General features: G+C 69.4%; 20 protein-coding genes. 5 read left to right on the top strand and 15 right to left on the bottom strand.

Annotation, left to right across the window (positions count from 1 at the left end):
• Window positions 1-25 precede the first annotated feature (25 nt).
• From FEK34_RS19620 to FEK34_RS19590, 7 genes are all read right to left on the bottom strand, one after another.
• A complete protein-coding gene (locus FEK34_RS19620) occupies window positions 26-586 on the bottom strand; it encodes a DNA-3-methyladenine glycosylase I (RefSeq protein WP_138449592.1) in 561 nt (186 codons plus the stop codon).
• Window positions 583-942: a DivIVA domain-containing protein gene (locus FEK34_RS19615; RefSeq protein WP_138449590.1), complete on the bottom strand. Its 360-nt coding sequence runs from the start codon at window positions 940-942 to the stop codon at window positions 583-585. Before FEK34_RS19615 ends, FEK34_RS19620 begins: the two co-directional genes overlap by 4 nt.
• Window positions 943-1,138: 196 nt before the next feature.
• Window positions 1,139-2,275, bottom strand: a complete 1,137-nt coding sequence (locus FEK34_RS19610; RefSeq protein WP_138449588.1) for an Mrp/NBP35 family ATP-binding protein — start codon at window positions 2,273-2,275, stop codon at window positions 1,139-1,141.
• Between the two features lie 19 nt (window positions 2,276-2,294).
• A complete protein-coding gene (locus tag FEK34_RS19605; protein WP_138449908.1) occupies window positions 2,295-3,164 on the bottom strand; it encodes a lytic transglycosylase domain-containing protein in 870 nt (289 codons plus the stop codon).
• 165 nt (window positions 3,165-3,329) lie between these two features.
• Complete coding sequence (locus FEK34_RS19600; protein ID WP_138449585.1) at window positions 3,330-4,676, bottom strand: lytic transglycosylase domain-containing protein; 1,347 nt, start codon at window positions 4,674-4,676, stop codon at window positions 3,330-3,332.
• A gap of 118 nt (window positions 4,677-4,794) precedes the next feature.
• The gene (locus FEK34_RS19595) at window positions 4,795-5,406 is read right to left on the bottom strand and encodes a DUF1003 domain-containing protein (RefSeq protein ID WP_171048288.1); all 612 of its coding nucleotides are present in this window, start codon (window positions 5,404-5,406) and stop codon (window positions 4,795-4,797) included.
• Window positions 5,399-6,685: a magnesium transporter MgtE N-terminal domain-containing protein gene (locus FEK34_RS19590; RefSeq protein ID WP_138449583.1), complete on the bottom strand. Its 1,287-nt coding sequence runs from the start codon at window positions 6,683-6,685 to the stop codon at window positions 5,399-5,401. The genes FEK34_RS19595 and FEK34_RS19590 overlap by 8 nt, the downstream gene beginning before the upstream one ends.
• 54 nt (window positions 6,686-6,739) lie before the next feature.
• Here FEK34_RS19590 and FEK34_RS19585 point away from each other — a divergent pair, with 54 nt between their 5' ends.
• The 3 genes from FEK34_RS19585 to FEK34_RS19575 are packed head-to-tail and all read left to right on the top strand — an operon-like array spanning window position 6,740 to window position 8,819.
• On the top strand, window positions 6,740-7,687 hold the full coding sequence (locus tag FEK34_RS19585; protein ID WP_138449581.1) for an HpcH/HpaI aldolase/citrate lyase family protein: 948 nt from the start codon (window positions 6,740-6,742) through the stop codon (window positions 7,685-7,687).
• 51 nt (window positions 7,688-7,738) lie between these two features.
• Window positions 7,739-8,230 carry a general stress protein gene (locus FEK34_RS19580; RefSeq protein WP_014352664.1) on the top strand — a complete coding sequence of 164 codons (492 nt, stop codon included), beginning with the start codon at window positions 7,739-7,741 and terminating at the stop codon, window positions 8,228-8,230.
• A 4-nt stretch (window positions 8,231-8,234) separates the two neighbouring features.
• Entirely contained in the window at window positions 8,235-8,819 is a 585-nt protein-coding gene (locus FEK34_RS19575) for a suppressor of fused domain protein (RefSeq protein WP_171048287.1), read from the top strand.
• A 74-nt stretch (window positions 8,820-8,893) separates the two neighbouring features.
• On the opposite strand, the gene FEK34_RS19570 is transcribed toward FEK34_RS19575, so the two are convergent.
• The 4 genes from FEK34_RS19570 to FEK34_RS19555 form a co-directional block, all read right to left on the bottom strand.
• Complete coding sequence (locus FEK34_RS19570; protein WP_432760969.1) at window positions 8,894-10,108, bottom strand: NAD(P)-dependent malic enzyme; 1,215 nt, start codon at window positions 10,106-10,108, stop codon at window positions 8,894-8,896.
• 487 nt (window positions 10,109-10,595) lie between these two features.
• Window positions 10,596-12,206, bottom strand: coding sequence for an FAD-binding protein (locus FEK34_RS19565; protein ID WP_249359398.1), 1,611 nt, complete (start codon window positions 12,204-12,206; stop codon window positions 10,596-10,598).
• A gap of 51 nt (window positions 12,207-12,257) precedes the next feature.
• Window positions 12,258-12,524 (bottom strand): hypothetical protein, encoded by a 267-nt coding sequence (locus tag FEK34_RS19560; RefSeq protein WP_138449580.1) that lies wholly within the window; start codon window positions 12,522-12,524, stop codon window positions 12,258-12,260.
• Window positions 12,521-13,375, bottom strand: a complete 855-nt coding sequence (locus FEK34_RS19555) for a PHP domain-containing protein (RefSeq protein WP_138449578.1) — start codon at window positions 13,373-13,375, stop codon at window positions 12,521-12,523. Before FEK34_RS19555 ends, FEK34_RS19560 begins: the two co-directional genes overlap by 4 nt.
• Window positions 13,376-13,466: 91 nt before the next feature.
• Here FEK34_RS19555 and FEK34_RS19550 point away from each other — a divergent pair, with 91 nt between their 5' ends.
• Window positions 13,467-14,543: a magnesium and cobalt transport protein CorA gene (locus FEK34_RS19550; protein ID WP_138449576.1), complete on the top strand. Its 1,077-nt coding sequence runs from the start codon at window positions 13,467-13,469 to the stop codon at window positions 14,541-14,543.
• 12 nt (window positions 14,544-14,555) lie between these two features.
• On the opposite strand, the gene FEK34_RS19545 is transcribed toward FEK34_RS19550, so the two are convergent.
• Genes FEK34_RS19545 through FEK34_RS19530 form a run of 4 tightly spaced genes read right to left on the bottom strand, consistent with a single transcriptional unit; the run spans window position 14,556 to window position 18,029 of the window.
• Window positions 14,556-15,245 (bottom strand): ABC transporter permease, encoded by a 690-nt coding sequence (locus tag FEK34_RS19545; RefSeq protein ID WP_138449574.1) that lies wholly within the window; start codon window positions 15,243-15,245, stop codon window positions 14,556-14,558.
• Window positions 15,242-15,910 (bottom strand): ABC transporter permease, encoded by a 669-nt coding sequence (locus tag FEK34_RS19540; RefSeq protein WP_138449573.1) that lies wholly within the window; start codon window positions 15,908-15,910, stop codon window positions 15,242-15,244. The genes FEK34_RS19545 and FEK34_RS19540 overlap by 4 nt, the downstream gene beginning before the upstream one ends.
• Before the next feature lie 16 nt (window positions 15,911-15,926).
• Window positions 15,927-17,078 (bottom strand): ABC transporter ATP-binding protein, encoded by a 1,152-nt coding sequence (locus tag FEK34_RS19535; protein ID WP_138449572.1) that lies wholly within the window; start codon window positions 17,076-17,078, stop codon window positions 15,927-15,929.
• A 6-nt stretch (window positions 17,079-17,084) separates the two neighbouring features.
• Window positions 17,085-18,029 carry an ABC transporter substrate-binding protein gene (locus FEK34_RS19530; RefSeq protein ID WP_432760971.1) on the bottom strand — a complete coding sequence of 315 codons (945 nt, stop codon included), beginning with the start codon at window positions 18,027-18,029 and terminating at the stop codon, window positions 17,085-17,087.
• A 183-nt stretch (window positions 18,030-18,212) separates the two neighbouring features.
• Between FEK34_RS19530 and FEK34_RS19525 the strand changes: the two genes are divergently transcribed.
• Window positions 18,213-19,094 (top strand): glycine betaine ABC transporter substrate-binding protein, encoded by an 882-nt coding sequence (locus tag FEK34_RS19525; protein WP_138449570.1) that lies wholly within the window; start codon window positions 18,213-18,215, stop codon window positions 19,092-19,094.
• The last annotated feature ends 255 nt before the right edge of the window (window positions 19,095-19,349 follow it).

The raw sequence follows: 19,349 nt of genomic DNA, 5'->3' as shown, positions 1-19,349 counted from the left end.
TTCGAAATGTGACCGCTCGGTAGGTCTAGGCCGGGTCGCCGCCGACCCAGCAATCGGCCAGGTGATCGTCGACCAGGCCGGTCGCCTGCATGAGTGCGTAGGCCGTGGTCGGGCCGACGAATCTGAATCCGCGACGCTTCAATTCCTTTGCCAGAGCGGTGGATTCGGGTGTGACGGCGGGCACGTCGGCCAGGGTGCGCGGACGCGGGCGCGGGGGCGGAGCGAACGACCAGATCAGCTCACTCAGGCTGGTATCGAGGTCGCGCGCCACCTTGGCATTGGCGATGGCCGCGTCGATCTTGGCGCGGTTGCGCACGATGCCGGCGTCGGCGAGCAGGCGTTCGCGGTCGGTGTCGTCGAAACGGGCCACCTTCTCGATGGCGAACCCCGCGAAGGCGGCCCGGAACGCCGGGCGTTTGCGCAGGATGGTGATCCAGGCCAGACCCGATTGGAAGGCCTCGAGGCACAGCCGTTCGAACATCGCGTCGTCACCGTGCAGCGGACGGCCCCACTCGGTGTCGTGGTAGTCGCGGTAGAGCTGCGATTCCAGCGACCACGGACAGCGGACCGGCTCGACGGCCGTCATCGCGGGTCCGGGCCGACGGGCGGCTGGACCGGGCCGGGCTGTGCGGACGCCCCCGCGTGCCCACCGGCGGCCTCGGCGCGCGCCTGGGCCAGCTGCCCCTGGAGTTCGTCGATCCGGGCGGCGAGCCGGGCCAGCGCCCAATCCACCTCACCGGCCTTGTAGCCGCGCAGCACCTGCTGGAACCGCAGCGATCGCACGTCGGCGCCGGAAATCCCCTCGACCGGCAGCACCGTCGCGGTGGTGCCCTCCGGTAGCGGCCCCAGCTCCTCCGACCGCCCGAAGACCGCCCCCGCGAGCAGGAACAGCACCGCGGCCACCAACCCGACGATCAGCACATACAACAGCAGCGTGAGCATGGGTTGAGCTTATGGGGTGGGACCGACAGGCTGTTCCGCCTCTCCGCGTTTTTTGGCCGGACTCAGGCGCGGCACCAGCGGCGTCGGCGGCCGGCGGTCGCTGAGTGGCTGGGTTAGCCCGTACCCGGCGAGTTACCCATGTCGGTGCGAAATCAGTTGTCACTGTCGGATTCGATACGACGCCACGGCTGGTCTCCTACAGGTGGCGTGTGGTGTCGATGCCCAGCGACATACCCGCCAGTCCGCGCCTGCGCACCGCGAGCTTGTCGGCGACCTCGCGCAGCGCCACCGCGGCCGGGTTCTCCGGATCGCGCAGCACGATCGGGGTGCCTTCGTCGCCCGCCTCGCGCAGCGACTGCTCGATCGGGATCTGGCCGAGCAGCGGCACGTCGGCGCCGACGGCGCGGGTGAGGCGCTCGGCCACCGCCTGGCCGCCGCCGGAGCCGTAGAGGTCCATCCGGGTGCCGTCGGGCAGATCCAGCCAGGACATGTTCTCCACCACGCCCGCGATCCGCTGACGGGTCTGCAAGGCGATCGCGCCCGCGCGCTCGGCCACCTCGGCGGCGGCCGGCTGCGGGGTGGTGACGACCAGGATCTCGGCGTTCGGGATCAGCTGGGCGATCGAGATCGCCACGTCGCCGGTGCCGGGCGGCAGATCGAGCAGCAGCACGTCCAGATCGCCCCAGAACACGTCGGCCAGGAACTGCTGCAGCGCGCGGTGCAGCATCGGGCCGCGCCACACCACCGGCGTATTGCCCTGGGTGAACTGGGCGATGGAGATCATCTTCACGTCGTGCGCGATGGGCGGCATGATCATCCGCTCGACCTGGGTGGGCCGGGCGTCGGTGCCGAGCATGCGCGGAATGGAGTGGCCGTAGATGTCGGCGTCGAGCACACCGACGGAGAGCCCGCGCGCGGCCATGGCGGCGGCGAGATTGACGGTGACACTGGACTTTCCGACCCCGCCCTTACCGGAGGCCACCGCGTACACCCGGGTCAGCGAGCCGGGCTGGGCGAAGGGGATGACCGGTTCGGCGGAGTCGCCGCGCAACTGCTTGCGCAGTTCGGTGCGCTGCTCATCGTTCATCACATCCAGGTCGACGGTGACCGCGCCGACGCCGGGCACGTCGGCGACCGCCTTGGTCACCCGCTGGGTGATCTCGGTGCGCAGCGGGCAGCCCGCCGTCGTCAGGTAGACCTCGATATGGACATCGCTGTCGGCGCCGATGCTGACGCTTTTCACCATGCCCAGTTCGGTGATCGGTTTGCGAATTTCCGGGTCGTCGACCTTTGCGAGGGCGCCCCGCACGTCCGCTTCCGTTACCACTGGCATGCCGCCGATTTTAGGCGTCTCAGATACGGGGCAGCTGTGCGGGCTGTGGTGCGATGCCGGTGCCGTAGGAATTGGCCCATGCCATGACGTTGGCGACGTAGGCCATGGAGTTGTTGTAGCGCAGGATCGCCTTGGACTGCTGGGCCAGATCGCGCATGTCCAGGCCGCCGTCACAGAGGTATTTGCCCGCCGTCAAGGTGGCGTCGTAGTAGTTCTGCGGGTCGGCGATGCCGTCGCCGTTGCCGTCGGCGGCGTAGTGGGTCCAGGTCTCGGGCAGGAACTGCATGGGGCCGACGGCGCGGTCGTAGCCGTCGAGGCCGTCGAGGGCGCCGCCGTCGGAGTCGTGGATGACGTTGTTGCCCGCGAGGCTGCCGTCGAGTACGGGGCCGTAGACCGGGTCGAGGGCGTTGCCGTCGGCGTCGGCCTTGCCGTTGTAGATGTGGGTCGATTCGACGCGGCCGATGCCCGCGAGCACCGTCCACGGCATATGGCAGGTGGGGTTCTCGACGGCGAGGGCCTGTTCGGCGGCCACGTAGGCGGCGTGCGCGATGCCGGGGATGCCCATCTGCGCGGCGGGTAGGTCGGCGGGTACCCGATCTTCGGGCAGCGCAACGGTTTTCACCGTCGGCGGGACCGCGCGCGACTGCTTGGCCATCGCGTGGGTGAGGCTTTCCAGGTCGACGACGGTCTGCGCGTCGGCCGCGAAGCTCGCGGTGGCGTCGGCGCCCTCCTCGCCGGGGAGGTGCGCCTGGATCGAGGCGGCGGTGGGATCGGTGCCGACGGCCGATGCGGTGTTGACGGCGACCAATCCGGCGGGAACGAGCCCGGTCAATGCGAGTACGGAGCTTCGCCGAACGGTAGGCGGCGGTTGTTTGCGGTGACGCCCCACGGTGCTGTGACCCTCCATCGACTCAATGAGCCGAGCCCACGGTCGAGGCGCCGACTCCGTTACGAGCCGTTGTCCCAGCCGTGAGCCCTTCGTGACCTACGAAGGAAGGCTACAGCATCCGAGACCTTTTTGTTACTGCTTCGTGATCTGTGTTTCCGTTTGAAATCACTGCGGGGGAGCGGGAAGTGGGACCACGATGCCGAACGGCAGCGTCACCGCCGGCTGCGGTGTCGGCGTGGCGGTGGGAGCGGGCGGCGGACCCGCCTCCGGGGTCGTGGACGGTTGGACGGGAGGCTGCGCGTTCGGATCCGCCGGCGCGGGCTGAGCCGGATCGCCCGGCGCCTGCTGGGCGGGCGCGGGCTGACCTGGCTGACCTGGCTGGGCCGGATCGGCAGGCGGTGCGGCAGGCGCCGGTTCGGCGGGCGCGCCGGGCTTGGGCATCGGCGCGGGAACCACCTGGCCGGGGGCCGGCGGCGGAGGCGGCGGGCAGAAGATGCCGCACGGGATGGGCGGCAGGCCGGGAATGATGATCATCGGCTCGCCCTGCGGTGTGGTGGGCGGGACGGTCTGGGTTCCCGGCGGCGGAGCTTCGGGAGTGGTGGTCGCCGTTGTGGTGTCGACGGCGGTCATGTCCGGACCCATCTCGATCGGCGCGCTGCCCGGCGGGATCAGTTCGGGGGAGATGGTGACCGGGGCCGGGGTGCCGCCGGTGCGGTAGGCCGCCGACCAGCTCAGCACGTTGGCCGCATACGACATCGAGTTGTTGTAGCGCAGGACCGCGCGTAGTTCCTGGGCCGGATCGCGCAGGTTCAACCCGCCGGAGCAGAGGTATTTGCCCGCGGCCAGGGTGGCGTCGAAGACGTTGTGCGGGTCCGACACGCCGTCACCGTTGCCGTCGGCGGCATACAGGCTCCAGGTGCCCGGCAGGAACTGCATCGGGCCGATGGCACGCACGTAGCCGCCGTCGGCGGCCTTGATGATCTCGTTGCCGGGCAGGGTGCCGTCCAGCGCCGGGCCGAAGATGGGCGTCACCGAGGTGCCCGCGGCGTCGGTGCGGCCGTTGCCCGCGTGGCCGGATTCGATCCGGCCGATGCCGGCGAGCAGATTCCAGGACAGCCCGCAACCGGGCATCGACGACTCCAGGGCCAGTTCGGCATTGCGGTAGGCGGCGAGCACCACCTCGGGGATGCCGAGGGTGCCGCCGCCGATGGGCAGCGAGATGCTCTGAAGTGGGACCGTGCCACCGAAGGGCGGCGGTGCCCCGTCGGCGGGCGGGGTCATCGCGCGCAGCTTGCGAGGTGGCTCGGGCGCCACGGGGAGCAGCCCGATCGTCTGGGACAGCTTCGAGGACGTGTCGTCGCCGACCGTGTCGGTATTGCGCGAGGATGCCGCGAGCAGGGCTTCCGGTGCTTTCGGCGGGGTGGTGGAGGTGGTGGTATGGGTGGCGGATCCGGTAGCGACCAAGCCGGCGACGACGAGTGCCGAGACGGTTATCGGGGCAGATATTCGCATTCGGCCGCACCAATCCTCTACGTCGCGGGAGGCGACCGTCCCGGACATCCGGGCCGGCTCGCTCTGGACAACGTGATCCAGGTTACCCATCGGTCAGAAGAGTGTTGCGTATTTCCGGTCAATCATCGGAAGGGGGTGGTGAAACCGGGGCCGTTCCCGGCTTTCTACCGGAGCTTTTCTTGCGCGTGACCTTTCCGGTCTTGTCTGAGCGAGATTCGTGCTCCGGCAGAGTGGCCTCGGCGAGTCGGTCCAGCACATCCCGCATCTCGTCGAGTTCCCGGCGCAAGTAGTCCCGCGTTGCGACCTCGCCGACGGCCAGGCGCAGCGCGGCCAGCTCGCGGGCCAGGAATTCGGTATCGGCCTTGGTCTGCGCGGCCCGCATCCGGTCTTCCTCGAGCGAGACCCGGTCGCGATTGTCCTGCCGGTTCTGCGCCAGCAGGATCAGCGGCGCGGCATAGGCGGCCTGGGTGGAGAAGGCCAGATTGAGCAGGATGAACGGGTACGGGTCCCAGCGCAGCGTCACCACGAAGACGTTCAGCAGGATCCAGACGATCACGATCACCGTCTGGATGGCCAGATAGCGGCCGGTGCCGAGGAACCGTGCGATCCGCTCGCTGGTGCGGGCCAGCGCCTCGGCATCCCAGTCGAACCGGAATCGCGACCCGACCGGTGTCTCCAGCCGCTGTCGTGCCGGGCTCAGGACGCGTCCAGCGGGAGTCTTGTCAGTCACGGCCGGTCACCCCTTCGTGTAGCTCCTCGTCTTCGCGCCAGTCCTCCGGCAGCAGGTGATCGAGGACGTCGTCGACGGTGACGGCGCCGAGCAGATGATCCTCCTCGTCCACCACCGGCCCGCAGACCAGGTTGTAGGTGGCGAAGTAGCGGGTGACCGCGGCCAGCGGCGCCTGCGGCCGCAGCGTGGCCAGATCCGTGTCGAGCAGGCCGCCGACCAGGTGTGCCGGCGGTTCGCGCAGTAGCTGTTGCAGATGGACACAGCCCATATAGCGGCCGGTCGGGGTGGAGGTCGGCGGGCGGACCACGAACACCATCGAGGCCAGGGCCGGCGTCAGATCCGGATTGCGCACCCGGGCCAGCGCCTCGGCCACCGTCGTGGCCGGGGTCAGCACCACCGGGCGCGGTGTCATCAGGCCGCCCGCGGTATCCGGGGAATGGGCCAGCAGCCTGCGCACCGGCTCGGATTCCTCCGGGTCCATCAGCGCCAGCAACGACTCGGCCTCGTTCTCGGGCAACTCGCCGAGCAGGTCGGCGGCATCGTCGGGGTCCATCGCCTCGAGCACGTCGGCGGCCCGGCGCACCTCGAGATGGCCGAGCAGATCGACCTGATCGTCATCGGGTAGCTCCTGGACGACGTCGGCGAGGCGTTCGTCGTCGAGCGCCACCGCGACCTCGAGGCGGCGTTTCTCGGGCAGTTCCCGCAGCAGATGCGCGACGTCGGCGGCGCGCAATCCCTCGAACTGTTCGAGCAGACTGGTGACCTCCTGGCCCGGCCTGCCGATCTCGTACGGCGTCAGCCCGCTGACGTGCACCCAGTCCACCACGTGCACCGTGCGCCTGCGGCCCAGCCGCCGGTGCCCGCGCACCGCGACCCGGGATACCCGCCAATCCCGGGTCCTGGTCTGTTCCAGGCCGAGATCGACCACGAACACATCCACGCCGGCCAGCTCGGGCAGGTCCGGGTCGTGCACGCGCACCGCCGAATCCACGATCTGCGCCAATGCCAGCAGTTCGCCGGGCCGCTGGGCGAAGCGGCGCAGGCTGACGGTGCCGGTATTGAGGGTGACGTTGCCCGGTTCGATCGAGGTCACCCGCAGCATCGGCACGAAGATCCGCCGCCTGGTCGGCAATTCGACGACCAGGCCGTGTACCCGCGGCTGTTGGCGGTCGTAGCGGACTGCCACGACCACGTCGCGGATGCGGCCGATAGACTCGCCGTCCGGTCCCAGCACCGCCAGGCCGGCCAGCCTGGCGACGTAGACCCTGGTAGCTGCCATGACTGCCAGACTAATGACACTGCGGGCCGAATTCGGCCGACGACAGGAGTGTTGATGAAGCCACGCCGTTCCGTTCTGGCTGTGCCGGGCAGCAACCCGAAGATGATCGAGAAGGCCAAGGGGCTGCCGGTCGACGAGGTGTTCCTCGATCTGGAAGACGCCGTCGCCCCGCCCGCCAAAGCCGCCGCCCGCGCCAACATCATTGCCGCGCTGAATGATTCCGGGTGGGGGTCGCAGCTGCGGGTGGTGCGGGTCAACGACTGGACCACGCCGTGGACCTATCAGGATGTGATCAGCGTGGTCGACGGTGCGGGCACCGCGATCGATGCGATCCTGCTGCCCAAGGTGACCGACGCCGGCCAGGTGCGGGCACTGGATCTGCTGCTGAGCCAACTGGAGCAGACCAACGGGCTCGAGCCGGGCCGGATCGGCATCGAACCGCAGCTGGAGAACGCGCTCGGGCTGCGCAATATCGACGAGATCGCCACCGCGAGCCCGCGCGTGCAGGCCCTGGTGTTCGGTCCGGCCGATTTCATGGCCAGCATCAATATGCGCACCCTGGTGGTGGGGGAGCAGCCCGAGGGCTACGACACCGGCGACGCCTACCACCACATCCTGATGACGATCCTGCTCACCGCGCGCGCCCACGGCCTCCAGGCCATCGACGGGCCGTACCTGCAGGTGCGCGACGTCGACGGATTCCGCCGCGCCGCCGCCCGCACCGCGGCGCTCGGCTTCGACGGCAAATGGGTGTTGCATCCGAGCCAGGTCGAGGCCTGCAACGAGATCTTCAGCCCGCGTCAGGCCGATTACGACCGCGCCGAATTGATCCTGGAGGCCTACGCCTTCCACACCTCCGCCGAGGGTGGGGCGCGCGGTGCCGTCATGCTCGGCGAGGAGATGATCGATGAGGCCAGCGCCAAGATGGCGCAGGTGATCGCCGACAAGGGCCGGGCCGCGGGCATGTCGCGCACCACCCGTTTCACCCCACCGGAAAAGTGACGCGCGGTATATAGCACGGCGCGGGGCTCGATGGAATAGCAGAATGGACCTATGACGAATCCCTTGGGGAACGCGAATCGCGGCAGGCAGGGTCTGCCGACGCCGCCGTCGGGCTGGCCGGTGGGGTCGTATCCGACCTATGCCGAGGCGCAGCGCGCCGTCGACTATCTGGCCGACAATCAGTTCCCGGTGCAGGACGTGACGATCGTCGGCGTCGACCTCATGCAGGTCGAACGGGTGCTCTACCGCTTGAATTGGGGCAAGGTCATCGGCGGGGGTGTGGTCTCGGGTGCGTGGCTGGGCCTGTTCCTCGGTCTGCTGCTGAGCCTGTTCACCACCGGCGGGGCGCTCGGCCCGCTGCTGGTCGGTCTGGTCGGCGGCATCATCTTCGGCGTCATCTCCACCTCCATCCCGTACGCGGCGACCAAGGGCCAGCGCGATTTCGCGTCCACCATGCAGTTGGTCGCGGGCCGCTACGACGTGCTGTGCGATCCCAAGACGGCCGAGCAGGCCAGGGACATGCTCGCGCGGTTGGCGATCTGACCGCATGGACGTGGTGAGCACGGTGCGCGCCGGCGTGCTGAAACATTTCGGCGTCGACGCGTCCGCGGTGGACGCCGCCTCGGTGACCTTCCTCGGGCTCGAACCGATCGAGATCCTGCGCATCGTTCCCGGCGACGAGTTCGTGCACTACGCCACGCTCGGCGGTTCCCGTCATCCGATGGGCGACCCGTCCGAACTGCTGGCCGATCCGGTGAAAGGCCCACGCGCGGAACTGATCCTCACCCTGCACGCCGGCCTCGGCGCGGCGTCCGGCCTGGCTCGCACCCTCGGCGTCCTCGCCGCCGCGCCCGCGGTGGAAGGCGTTGTGCTGCAAGAGGATGCGCTGCTGGACCTGGGCGAGCCGATGTGGACCAACTCGCCGTTCACCGCGGTTCTGCTCGGCCCCAGCGACATCCCCGACATCCCCCTGCCCGATCCGGCCGAGCCGGTCCGCTACCTCGACGTCGTCCCCGTCACCGCCACCGAAGCGGCCTGGGTGCGCGTGCGTGGTGCGCAGGCGTTGCGAGATGCGTGGGCGGAAGCCGGAATCGACGTGCGCGACCCGAACCGCGGCGCGGCCTCGTTGTAGGCACGGTCGAAGTCAACAGCGAGGGCGCCTGTTCCGTGCGGAACAGGCGCCCTCGCTGTTGTTGCGGGATGCTGCTACGCCACGCCCTCCGCGCGCGCGGCGGCGGCGACGGCCTCGGCGACGGCCGGGGCGACGCGCGGGTCGAGCGGGCTCGGCACGATCTTGTCGACGGCCAGTTCGTCGGAGACGACGGCGAGGATGGCGTCGGCGGCGGCGATCTTCATGCCCTCGGTGATCCGGCGGGCGCCCGCGTCCAGGGCGCCCTTGAAGACACCGGGGAAGGCGAGCACGTTGTTGATCTGATTCGGGAAGTCGCTGCGGCCGGTGGCCACGATGGCGGCGTACTTCGCGGCGACCTCGGGGTGGATCTCCGGGTCCGGGTTGGACATGGCGAACACGATCGACTCCGGTGCCATGGAGGCGATGAGGTCTTCGCCGATCTTGCCCGCGGACAGGCCGAGGAAGACGTCGGCGCCGGTGAGCGCGTCGGCGGCGCTGCCGGTCAGGCCGCGCGGGTTGGTGCGCTGGGCCAGATCGGCCTTGACGTCGTTGAGGTCGGTGCGGTCCCGGCTGACGATGCCCTTGGAGTCGAGCACGGTGACGTCGGCGACGCCCGCGGCGAGCAGGATGTTGGTGCACGCCACGCCCGCGGCGCCGGCACCGGACACCACGACCTTCAGCCCGGAGGTGCTGCGACCCTGCACCTTGGCCGCGCCGTTGAGGGCGGCGAGCACCACGATGGCGGTGCCGTGCTGGTCGTCGTGCATGACGGGGCAGTCGAGCGCCTCGATGACGCGCTTTTCGATCTCGAAGCAGCGCGGCGCGGAGATGTCTTCCAGGTTGACTGCGCCGAAGCTCGGACGCAGCCGGATCAGGGTCTCGACGATCTCGTCGACGTCCTTGGTGTCCAGCACGATCGGAATCGAGTCCAGCCCGGCGAACTTCTTGAACAGCGCGGCCTTGCCCTCCATCACCGGCAGCGACGCGCGCGGGCCGATGTCACCGAGGCCGAGCACCGCGGTGCCGTCGCTGACGACGACGACCAGCCGGTCGGTCCAGGTGTAGCGCTTGGCGAGCGATTCGTCCTCTGCGATGGCGCGGCTGACCTGCGCGACACCGGGGGTGTAAGCGATCGACAGGTCGCGCTGGGTTTCCAGGGGCGCACTCAGCTCTACCGAGAGCTTGCCGCCGAGGTGGCCCGCGAAGATCTCCTCGTGGGTGATCGCCGCGAGGTCGGCGGCGGCATTCTTGCTGGCAGTGGCGTTCGGTGCGTCAGTCACAGATGACACGATTTCACTCCTGCTGGGATCGGTCACAACCGGGGGACGGTTACCGTCGGGTTTTTTGGTACTAGGTGCTTCGTATCGCTCATCGGGTGCGCTGACCGGTACGTTTCGACTTCTCGACAGCCCTGTCGACGTGGCGCGGCACTGATCCGTGGAGCGGAAGCCGGACGGGTGGGCCCGGACAGATCATGCGGTTCGATCCTCCGGACACGACGGTGCGTCGTGAGGCGGTGATCACCGTGATTCCCGTACCCGGCGGTGGCGTGGGTCGGGGATCCGCAACATTCTGCCAGCCTGCCCGACCACTTGCCAAACCGGTGGGTCCAGTCGTGATCGTGCACCATCATCCGAGGGTATGCCGCCGGAATTACCCCGACGTAAGCGGAAACTCGCTCCGGCCGGTACCGATGCCGTGAGCTGTCCTATGTCACGGCCGCTCGCGCGGTGAGAAATACGGTCGAGGCCCGCCGCTCGAGGCCCCGTAGCGCCATCAGCTGGAGCCGGGTGCGGCCGGATCGAATCCGGTGATCCGCCGGCGGGTGCGTCCGGGCCGAGCCGGACGCCGGGGTTGCCCGGGCTGTATCGGTGCGGTCGTCTGCTCGATCGGATTGCGTGCCGTCGTGCGCACCCAGACGGTATCGAGGCCGCCCGAGCGCAAGCGCACCCGCCACCCGGCGTCGGTCTCGGGGAAGTCGGTGCGCCGGTGGATGCCGCGGCTTTCGGTCCTGGCCAGCGCACTGTATTTCGTCCAGCGCGCGACCGCGAGCATGGCCGCGGCTTCCCTGGCGCGCAGCCGTTCGGCTCCGGCGCCGCCGAGGTCGAAGAGGGCACCGGGCCACATGGCATCGAGTTCGGCGATGCTGTCGCGCAGGCTGCCGGCGCTGCGCCGGTAGCTGCGCCGCAGCGGCAGGGTGTGCTCCTGCACCAGGCCGAGCACCGCGCGCGGGTCGATCCGGGCCACAGGGCTCAGGCCCGCTGCCTGCCCTGTTCCGGCGGGTGTGAGCGCGAGCCGGTCCGGCACCGGCCGTCCGCGGGCGAACCGGGCGGCCCCGGCGCCCGACCAGGTGCCCGAGGCGATCGCCCAGCTGCCGCCGAAACCGCTCACCGCACCGGTGACGGCTTCGCGGCTGGTGACGTCGCCCGCCGCGAACAGTCCCGGGATGGTGGTGGCGCAGTCGCGGCCGGAGAGGTGCAGGCCGCCGGTGCCGCGCACGGTGCCCTCCAGGACCGCGCGCAGGGCGATGCCTTTCTCGGGGTCGACGGTGCCGTGGCGGCGCAGGCGGCGGCGTTGTCCGGGTGAGAGCGCCGCGGGGATCCCGTAGATCCGGCGCCCCTCGGCGAGTGCGGCGAAGGCGGCGCCGCGATGGCCGTCGATGACGGCACCGTTCTCGTCGTGCAGTTCGGCGAAAACCATCCCGCGATCGGCGGCGCTCACCGGCGTGGCCGGTGCGAGACCGTAGGCGCTGGAGAATTCCATTCCCGACAGTTCGACCCCGGCTTCGACGGCGAACAGCAGTCCGTCGCCGGTGTCGACGTCGGTTCCGGCGCGTCCGGACCCGAACGCGCATCCGCCGGTGGCGACCACCACCGCCGACGCGCGTACCGTCCAGGGCCGAAACTTGTTGTGCCGCTGCATACCCGCTGCGCCGGAGACGATTCCTTCGCTGTCCACCAGCAGCTGGGTGGCCGGGTGATGATCGAGTACGCGCACACCGGCTTCGAGCGCTGCCCGGCGCAAGCGGCGCAGATACTGCGCGCCGTCGAGCCAGATCCGTCCCGGGAGCGGCCCGCCGGAGAATCGATGTCCCCGGTCGGCGAGCTGGGCGATGCGCTCATGGGTTTCGGCGAGTACCCGGTGAATGGTTTCCGGATCGCCCAGCCAGCCGCCGTGGCCGAGCACGCGCCGCACGGTTTCGGCGCGGGCCGGGCCCGGTGCGATATTCCACAGCGAGGTGAGGCCGACGGCGCTCGGACCGGCGGCACCGCAGCGCGCCTTGTCGGCGAGGATCACGCGCGCACCGGCCGCGGCGGCGGAGAGGGCCGCCCAGATTCCGGCGGGACCACCGCCGAGAATCAGAACGTCGGTTTCCCACTCACTCACGAGATCAAATATTCGGCCACATTTCACTCACCCGCAACCGATTCCGCACTATCAGCTCCACCACTGTGTCCACAGCAACACACCGGCTGTCGCGAAAACGACCAGCGATCCGGAAAACGCGGCCAAACCCCTATGCCGATCCGAATACACCTGTGCCGCAACGACGATCGCCGCCGACACCACATGCCAGGCCACCGATTCACCGCCCGGTCCGGGAAAGCCCCGTCGCGCACCGATGATCGCCGCGGCGACCACCACGACGGCGAGCGCGAAGGTGCCCGCGGCGATCAGGCCGCTGATTCCGCGCGCGAGTTTCACGAGCCGATCACCGGCACCCCGGTCGCCTTCCCGACCAGAACCTCGAGCTGGGCGGGATCGGTGGTGAACTCGCCGAGCCGGATGGTCTTGTTGCTGCCGTGATAGTCCGAGGAGCCGGTGGTGAGCAGCCCCAGTTCGGCGGACAGTTCGGTCAGCAGGGCGCGGTCGGCCGCGCTGTGGTCCGGGTGATCGACCTCGAGACCGCCGAGGCCGAGTTCGGCCAGTTCGCGAATAGTGTCGATCGCCAGCAACCTGCCGCGCTTGCGCGCCCTGGTGTGCGCGAGCACGCTGACCCCGCCCGCGGCCGCGATCATCTCCACCGCCCGGCGCAGCGGGGTGTCGGCCTTCTCGGCGTAATAGCGCCCGTGCGGGGCCAGTAGATCGGTAAAGGCGGCGTCGACGGTCGGCACCACGCCCGCGGCGACCAGTGCCCTGGCCAGATGCGGCCGTCCCGCCGACGGACCCGCCGAGGCCAGCACCTCGTCGGGGTCGACGGGCAGTCCGTCGGCGGCCATCCGCTCGGCCATCGCGCGCAGCCGCTCCACCCGCTCGGCCCGTAGCCGCTCACGCTCATCGGCGAAACCACGATCGGACGGATCGAACAGGTAGGCCAGCAGGTGCACCGGCACGGGCCAGCCGTCCTCACCGAGACCCACGCACGACATCTCCATGCCGCGGATCAGGGTCAGCCCGTCGGGCCGCGCCGCCACGGCCTCGGCCCAGCCCGCGGTCGTGTCGTGATCGGTGATCGCGACGACGTCGAGGCCGGCGGCCGCCGCGTTCCGTACCAGCTCGGCCGGGGTGTCGGTGCCGTCGGACGCGGTCGAATGGGTATGCAGGTCGATGCGCACGCCCTCCAGTGTGTCAGTGCGTGATCGGCGGGCTGTGCCCATGTCCGGCCGGTGCGCCGTGCCCGTCCCGTCGCGGACGTAGCATCGACCGGTGCCATCTATTCCGCCACTGCCGTACTTTCGTGGTCCGGCCAAGACCCCGGCTCCGCTGCCACGCATCCCGGTTCCGACCGCACGGGCGATCGTGGACTGCGCGGTGTACGTCGACGGTGTGCGGCTGCCAGGGCATTTCACACATGAGGCGGCCTTGGCGGAGGTGCGCGGCAGGGGGGAAGGCTTCGTCTGGCTGGGTGTGCACGATCCCGACGAGGCGCAGATGACCGATATCGCGCACACCTTCGGATTGCACGCCCTGGCCGTCGAAGACGCCGTGCACGCCCACCAGCGGCCCAAGCTCGAACGCTACGACGACACATTGGTGCTGGTGCTGCGCCCGGTCGCCTATCACGAACACGATATGAATTCGGTCAGCGAAATCGTCGAGACCGGCGAGCTGATGATTTTCACCGGACCCGATTTCGTGGTCGCGGTGCGGCACGGCGAGCATTCCGGTCTCGCCGCCCTGCGCCGGGAATTGGAGGCCGATCCGGACCGGCTGCGGCTGGGGCCGGGGGCGGTTCTGCACGCCATCGCCGATTACGTCGTCGACAACTATCTCGAAGTGGTGCAGTCGATCGAAGACGATATCGACGAGATGGAAGAAGAGGTCTTCACCCCGCGCAGCCGGGTCGGCGTCGAGTCGATCTATCAGCTCAAACGTGAGGTGGTGGAGCTGCGGCGAGCGGTCAGCCCGTTGGGTGTGCCCTTGCAGATCCTCAGCCAGAACACCGATCTGCCGCTGCCGAAGGAGATCCGGCGGTATTTCCGCGATGTGGCCGACCATCACACCACCGTTTCCGACCGCATCGTCGATTTCGACGAATCGCTCGGCTCGCTGATCAATGCCGCGCTGGCCAAGATCGCCGTGCAGCAGAACACCGATATGCGCAAGATTTCCGCGTGGGTCGCCATCGCGGCGGTGCCGACGATGATCGCCGGTATCTACGGCATGAATTTCGAGCACATGCCGGAGTTGAAGACGGTGTGGGGATATCCGGCGGTATGGGCGGTGATTCTGTCCGTCTGCGGCAGCTTGTATGTGATTTTCCACCGCAACCACTGGTTGTGAATGCGTGCCGGCTTACGACGTGCGGAGGTTCCGGCCGCGCCGCAGGCGATGTGTGCCCGGTGTGGTCGCCCAAGCGGTGAAGGCCAGCAGCCCGTCGAGGACCATGGCGAGCAGCGCGACCAGCACCGCGCCCACCAGCACGCGGTCGTAGCGGTAGAGGCCGATGCCGTCGAAGATGTAGCGGCCGAGTCCGCCCAGGTTGACGTAGGCGGCGATGGTGGCGGTGGCGACCACCTGGAGGGTGGCGCCGCGCAGGCCGGTGATCAGGATGGGCAGGGCATTCGGGACTTCCACCCGCAGCAGGATCTGGCGTTCGGTCATTCCCATGGCGCGGGAGGCGTCGACCACATCGTCGGCGACATTGGCGACCCCGGCATATGCCCCAGCCAGCAGTGGCGGGATCCCGACGGTGATCAGCGCCAGCAGCGGCGGGATCAGGCCGAGGCCGAGCAGCAGCACCATGAAGGTGAGCAGGCCGAGCGTCGGCAGCGCCCGCATGGCATTGGCGAACCCGACCACCAGTGCCGAACCCCGCCGGGTATGCCCGATGACCAGGCCCACCGGCACCGCGATCACCGCCGACAACGCTACTGCCAGGAAGCTGTACCAGAGGTGTTCGGCGAGACGGTGTTCGATGCCGGTGGGCCCGCCCCAGTTCGCGCCATCGGTGAAATAGGCCCAGGCGTCCAGGAAAAGGTTCATGCGGCAGCGCCTTTCCGGTGTGCGCGCCGGGAGTCCGCGCGCAGCCACGGTGTGGCCCAGCGGCCGAGCGCGTACACCAGGCGGTCGAAGATCAGCGCGAGCACCAGCGTCACGATGATGCCCGCGACGATCTCGTCCGGATAGTCACGCTGGTAGCCCTGCGTGAACAGCTTGCCGAGACCACCGGCTCCGATCAGCGCTCCCACCGACACCATGGCGATATTGGTGACCACCACGACCCGCAGGCTGGAGACGAACACCGGGACGGCCAGCGGCATCTCGACGGTCAGCGTGCGCCGCAGCGGGCTGAACCCCACCGCCTCGGCCGCGTCGACGATATGGGCCGGCACCGAATCCAGCGCCGCGGGCACCGCGATCACCAGCAGCGCCGTCGAATACACCGCGAGCGCGATGACGACGTTGAGCGGATCGATCGTGGAAATCCCGGCCAGCGGCGGAATGATCACGAACAAGGCCAGCGACGGCACCGTATACGCCAGCCCTGCCACGGTCACCGTCGCCCGGCGCAACCATCGCACCCGCCGTACCAGCGCGCCGACCGGGATCGCGATGACCAGGCCGATCAGCAGCGGCAGCAGCGCCAGATACAGGTGGGTGCGGGTGAAACCCATGATTTCACCGAAGTTGTCGACGAGGTACCTCATCGGCGGGTCCGCGCCGTCACCGCACCCGCTCCTCGTCCAGGAAGGCGCGGTTGCGGGCGGCGTCCTCGGCGGCGCGCTGCTCGGCCAGTTGTGCCACTACCTCGGTGGCGAGGATGCCGCCGCGCACCGCACCCGAATCGTCCACGGCCACCCCGATTCCCGAGGGTGAGGAGATCGCCGCGTCCAGCGCCTGGCGCAGATCACCGGACGGGGTGAACAGCGAACCGCCCGCGGAGATGCTGTCGGCCGGTGACTTTCCCGCGCGCACCGATTCCACGCCGGTGATATCGATCCAGCCGCCGGGCCGTCCGTCGGCGTCGGTGAGTAGCGCCCATTCGCCCGGCGCCAGCCGTAGCCCGCTGATCTCGGCTTCGGTCACGGTGCGGATCTCGTGCAGCGGCACGGTATCGGCGGCACGGAAGGACAGTCCGCGATAGCCGCGGTCGCGTCCGACGAAGTCGGCGACGAAATCGGTGGCAGGCTGCGCCAGTACCCGCTGCGGCGGATCGTATTGCTGGAGCACGGCGCCGCGACCGAAGACCGCGACCCGATCGCCGAGGGTGATGGCCTCGTCGATGTCGTGGGTGACGAACACGATGGTCTTGCGCAATTGCGCTTGCAGCCTTTGCATTTCGACCTGCAATTCGGCGCGCACGACCGGGTCGACGGCGCTGAACGGCTCATCCATCAGCAGAATCGGCGGGTCCGCCGCCAAGGCCCGCGCGACGCCCACCCGCTGCTGCTGCCCGCCCGACAGCTGTGCCGGATACCGCGAGGCCAGCCCGCGATCGAGGCCGACCCGGTCGAGCACCTCCAGCGCTGCGGCGCGAGCGGCCCGGCGGGAGTCGCCGCGCAGCACCGGGACGGTGGCGACATTGTCGAGGACGGTGCGGTGCGGCAGCAGCCCGCCGCTCTGGATGACGTACCCGATGCCGAGCCGCAGTTTCACCGGGTCGACGGTCGCGATATCGCGCCCGTCGATGGTGATACTGCCCGCGCTGGGGGTGATCATCCGGTTGATCATCCGCATCGACGTGGTCTTGCCGCACCCGGACGGCCCGACGAACACGGTGAAGGTGCCGGACGGAATGTGCAGGTCCAGATCGCTGACCGCGTGAGTGCCGCCGGGATAGGTCTTGCTGACGGATCGGAACTCGATATCGGACACCGGCGGCTATCCGATCGGCCGGTTCAGGCCCTGGGCCACGACCCAATTCTTCGCCGCGGCGGCGGGCTCGGTCTTGGTGTCACCGGAGACCGACTCGTTGAGCGCGATCAACTGGTCGGTCGTCAGTTTGGCCGAGACCGCGTTCAGCACCGCGATCAGCGCGTCGGTGCGCTCGGCCGCGTTCACCAGCGGAATCACGTTCTGCGCCGGGAAATTCGACTTCGGATCCTCCAGCACCACCAGGTCGTTGGCGGCGATGGCGGGCGAGGTGGTGAAGATATTGGCCGCGGTGACCTGGCCGTCCACCAGGGCGCGCACGGTGGCCGGGCCGCCGCCGTCGGCGATCGGCACGAAATTGCCGGGGCTGATATCGAGGCCGTAGTTCTGCTTCAGACCGGGCAGCCCGACCGGACGCTCCTGGAATTCGGCGGGCGCGCCGAACTTCACCTCGGCCGAATGCGGTGCCAGATCCGCGATGGTGCGCAGGTTCCACCGCTCGGCGGTCGCGCGGGTGACCACCACGGCGTCGGAATTCTGGCCGGGGGCAGGCGCGCCGAGCGCCAGATCGGTGCCGATGGCGGTGTTCAGTTCGCGATCGATCTCGGCGGGCTGGGTGGCCGTGCTGTCGGGCTCCAGGTATTGCAGCAGGTTGCCGGTGTATTCCGGGATGAGCGAGATGGCGCACTGGCGCAGAGCCGGGATATAGGCCTCGCGGCTGCCGATGTTCAGCTTGGTATCCACACTGAACCCGTTGACCCGCAACGTCTCCGCGTACACGTTCGCCAGGGTCTCGGATTCGGGGAAGTTCGCCGAGCCGGCGATGAGCGTGTCGCCCTCGCAGCTGCCCTGGCCTGCCAGCGGATCGGAGTTACCGCACGACGACACGATCATCGCGGCGGCCAGTGCGGCGGCGGCGAACACGAGGCGGGCGGCGGTGCGCGTGAGCCGCAGGGCGGTGCGCCCCACCCGGGCGCCGTCGGGGGCGGGAGTCGGTGTCACGTGGGTCCTTCCGCAGGCCGGCAGTGCGCGATCCCGGTGCCCGGTGGCCACCGGTACATTCTCCACTGACCATAGTGCCCGCCGACGCCGTCGATGTGGGCCAGTCCTCGGCTTCGGAAAGTTGGTGTCGCGCCGATGGTGCTTGCCGCGCCGCTGCGGGTGCTGGCCCGGATCGTGGTCGTCGCACTGGCGACGGTGGCGGTGTCCTGCGGCGATGATTCCGCGCCCGAACCGCTGGTGGTCGGCGCGGGCGACAGCGCGGAGTCGGTGCTGCTGGCCGAGATCTACGCCCAGGCGCTGGCCCGCACCGGCGCTCGTGTCGTGGTCGCACCCGGCCTCGGTAGTCGCGCGGACCGGATGGCGGCCCTCGACGCGGGCACGGTGACGTTGGTCGGCGAGCACAACGGCGCGTTGCTGGGCGAGCTGGCGAGCAACGCGACGGCGTGGAACACCGATGAGGTGACCCGCGAGCTGAATCGATCGCTGCCGGAGGGGCTGGTCGTCACCGACGCCGCCGATGGTGCGGATCTGCGCGCGGGTGTGCTGGTGAACGCGAACGCGCCGATCGAGTCCGTCGCGGACCTCACGCCGCGCTGCCCGTCGTCGTCCGCGGGTGTGGCGCCGGTGCCGGGCCTGCTGAGCGCGCCGCCGCCCGCGCTGCGGATCGATGGCTGCGACTTCGCGTCGACCCAGACCTTCGCCGATCCTGACGAACTGCGAAAAGCGCTGATAGAAGGCAGGATCCAGATCGGGCTGCTGGCTGGTCCCGTCGAACTCGCACCCCGTGCGACCGAGGGCCTGCGCGTGCTGTCCGACGACGACAACGCCCTGCGCTCGGAAAACCCGGTCGCTGTGGTGCGCAAGGGCGCGCTGGACGATCGCGAGTGGGAGAAGCTGAACTACGTCGCCGGTGAGCTCACCACCGACCGATTGACCGCGATGATCGCCGCGGTACGCGATGAGCAGGCCAGCCCCGCTGAGCTGGCCCGCACCTGGCTCGACGACCACGGTCTCTGACGGATAGGTCCCCTGCCGCGCCGCCTGCGCCGCGCCCTCGGCTTCGACCGTCGTCGCCTCGACCGCCCAGCGCATCGGACCGGGCCCGGGGCAGCCACCGCGCGCCATCGTGTGGTCTCGCTAGGGTTCGCCCCTTGCTTCCTCTGACTTCCGCGCCGTATATTCCAGCTGGAATATTTCACACGGAATATGTCGTTGCTCGCCGATAGGGTGCGTGACGCTCGCCGGAATCCCGCGAGTCATGGGCGCACGCCC

The organism is Nocardia cyriacigeorgica (genome assembly GCF_005863245.1).
GTDB classification, from domain to species: Bacteria; Actinomycetota; Actinomycetes; order Mycobacteriales; family Mycobacteriaceae; genus Nocardia; species Nocardia cyriacigeorgica_C.
Note: the sequence above shows the minus strand (reverse complement) of the source record. Positions and strands in the feature narration are given on the sequence as shown.

Excerpts from the sequence above, each read along its gene's own strand:
- FEK34_RS19620 (WP_138449592.1), bottom strand. The coding sequence starts at position 586 with ATGACGGCCGTCGAGCCGGTCCGCTGTCCGTGGTCGCTGGAATCGCAG.
- FEK34_RS19615 (WP_138449590.1), bottom strand. The coding sequence starts at position 942 with ATGCTCACGCTGCTGTTGTATGTGCTGATCGTCGGGTTGGTGGCCGCG.
- FEK34_RS19610 (WP_138449588.1), bottom strand. The coding sequence starts at position 2,275 with ATGCCAGTGGTAACGGAAGCGGACGTGCGGGGCGCCCTCGCAAAGGTC.
- FEK34_RS19600 (WP_138449585.1), bottom strand. The coding sequence starts at position 4,676 with ATGCGAATATCTGCCCCGATAACCGTCTCGGCACTCGTCGTCGCCGGC.
- FEK34_RS19590 (WP_138449583.1), bottom strand. The coding sequence starts at position 6,685 with ATGGCAGCTACCAGGGTCTACGTCGCCAGGCTGGCCGGCCTGGCGGTG.
- FEK34_RS19585 (WP_138449581.1), top strand. The coding sequence starts at position 6,740 with ATGAAGCCACGCCGTTCCGTTCTGGCTGTGCCGGGCAGCAACCCGAAG.
- FEK34_RS19580 (WP_014352664.1), top strand. The coding sequence starts at position 7,739 with ATGACGAATCCCTTGGGGAACGCGAATCGCGGCAGGCAGGGTCTGCCG.
- FEK34_RS19575 (WP_171048287.1), top strand. The coding sequence starts at position 8,235 with ATGGACGTGGTGAGCACGGTGCGCGCCGGCGTGCTGAAACATTTCGGC.
- FEK34_RS19545 (WP_138449574.1), bottom strand. The coding sequence starts at position 15,245 with ATGAACCTTTTCCTGGACGCCTGGGCCTATTTCACCGATGGCGCGAAC.
- FEK34_RS19540 (WP_138449573.1), bottom strand. The coding sequence starts at position 15,910 with ATGAGGTACCTCGTCGACAACTTCGGTGAAATCATGGGTTTCACCCGC.
- FEK34_RS19525 (WP_138449570.1), top strand. The coding sequence starts at position 18,213 with ATGGTGCTTGCCGCGCCGCTGCGGGTGCTGGCCCGGATCGTGGTCGTC.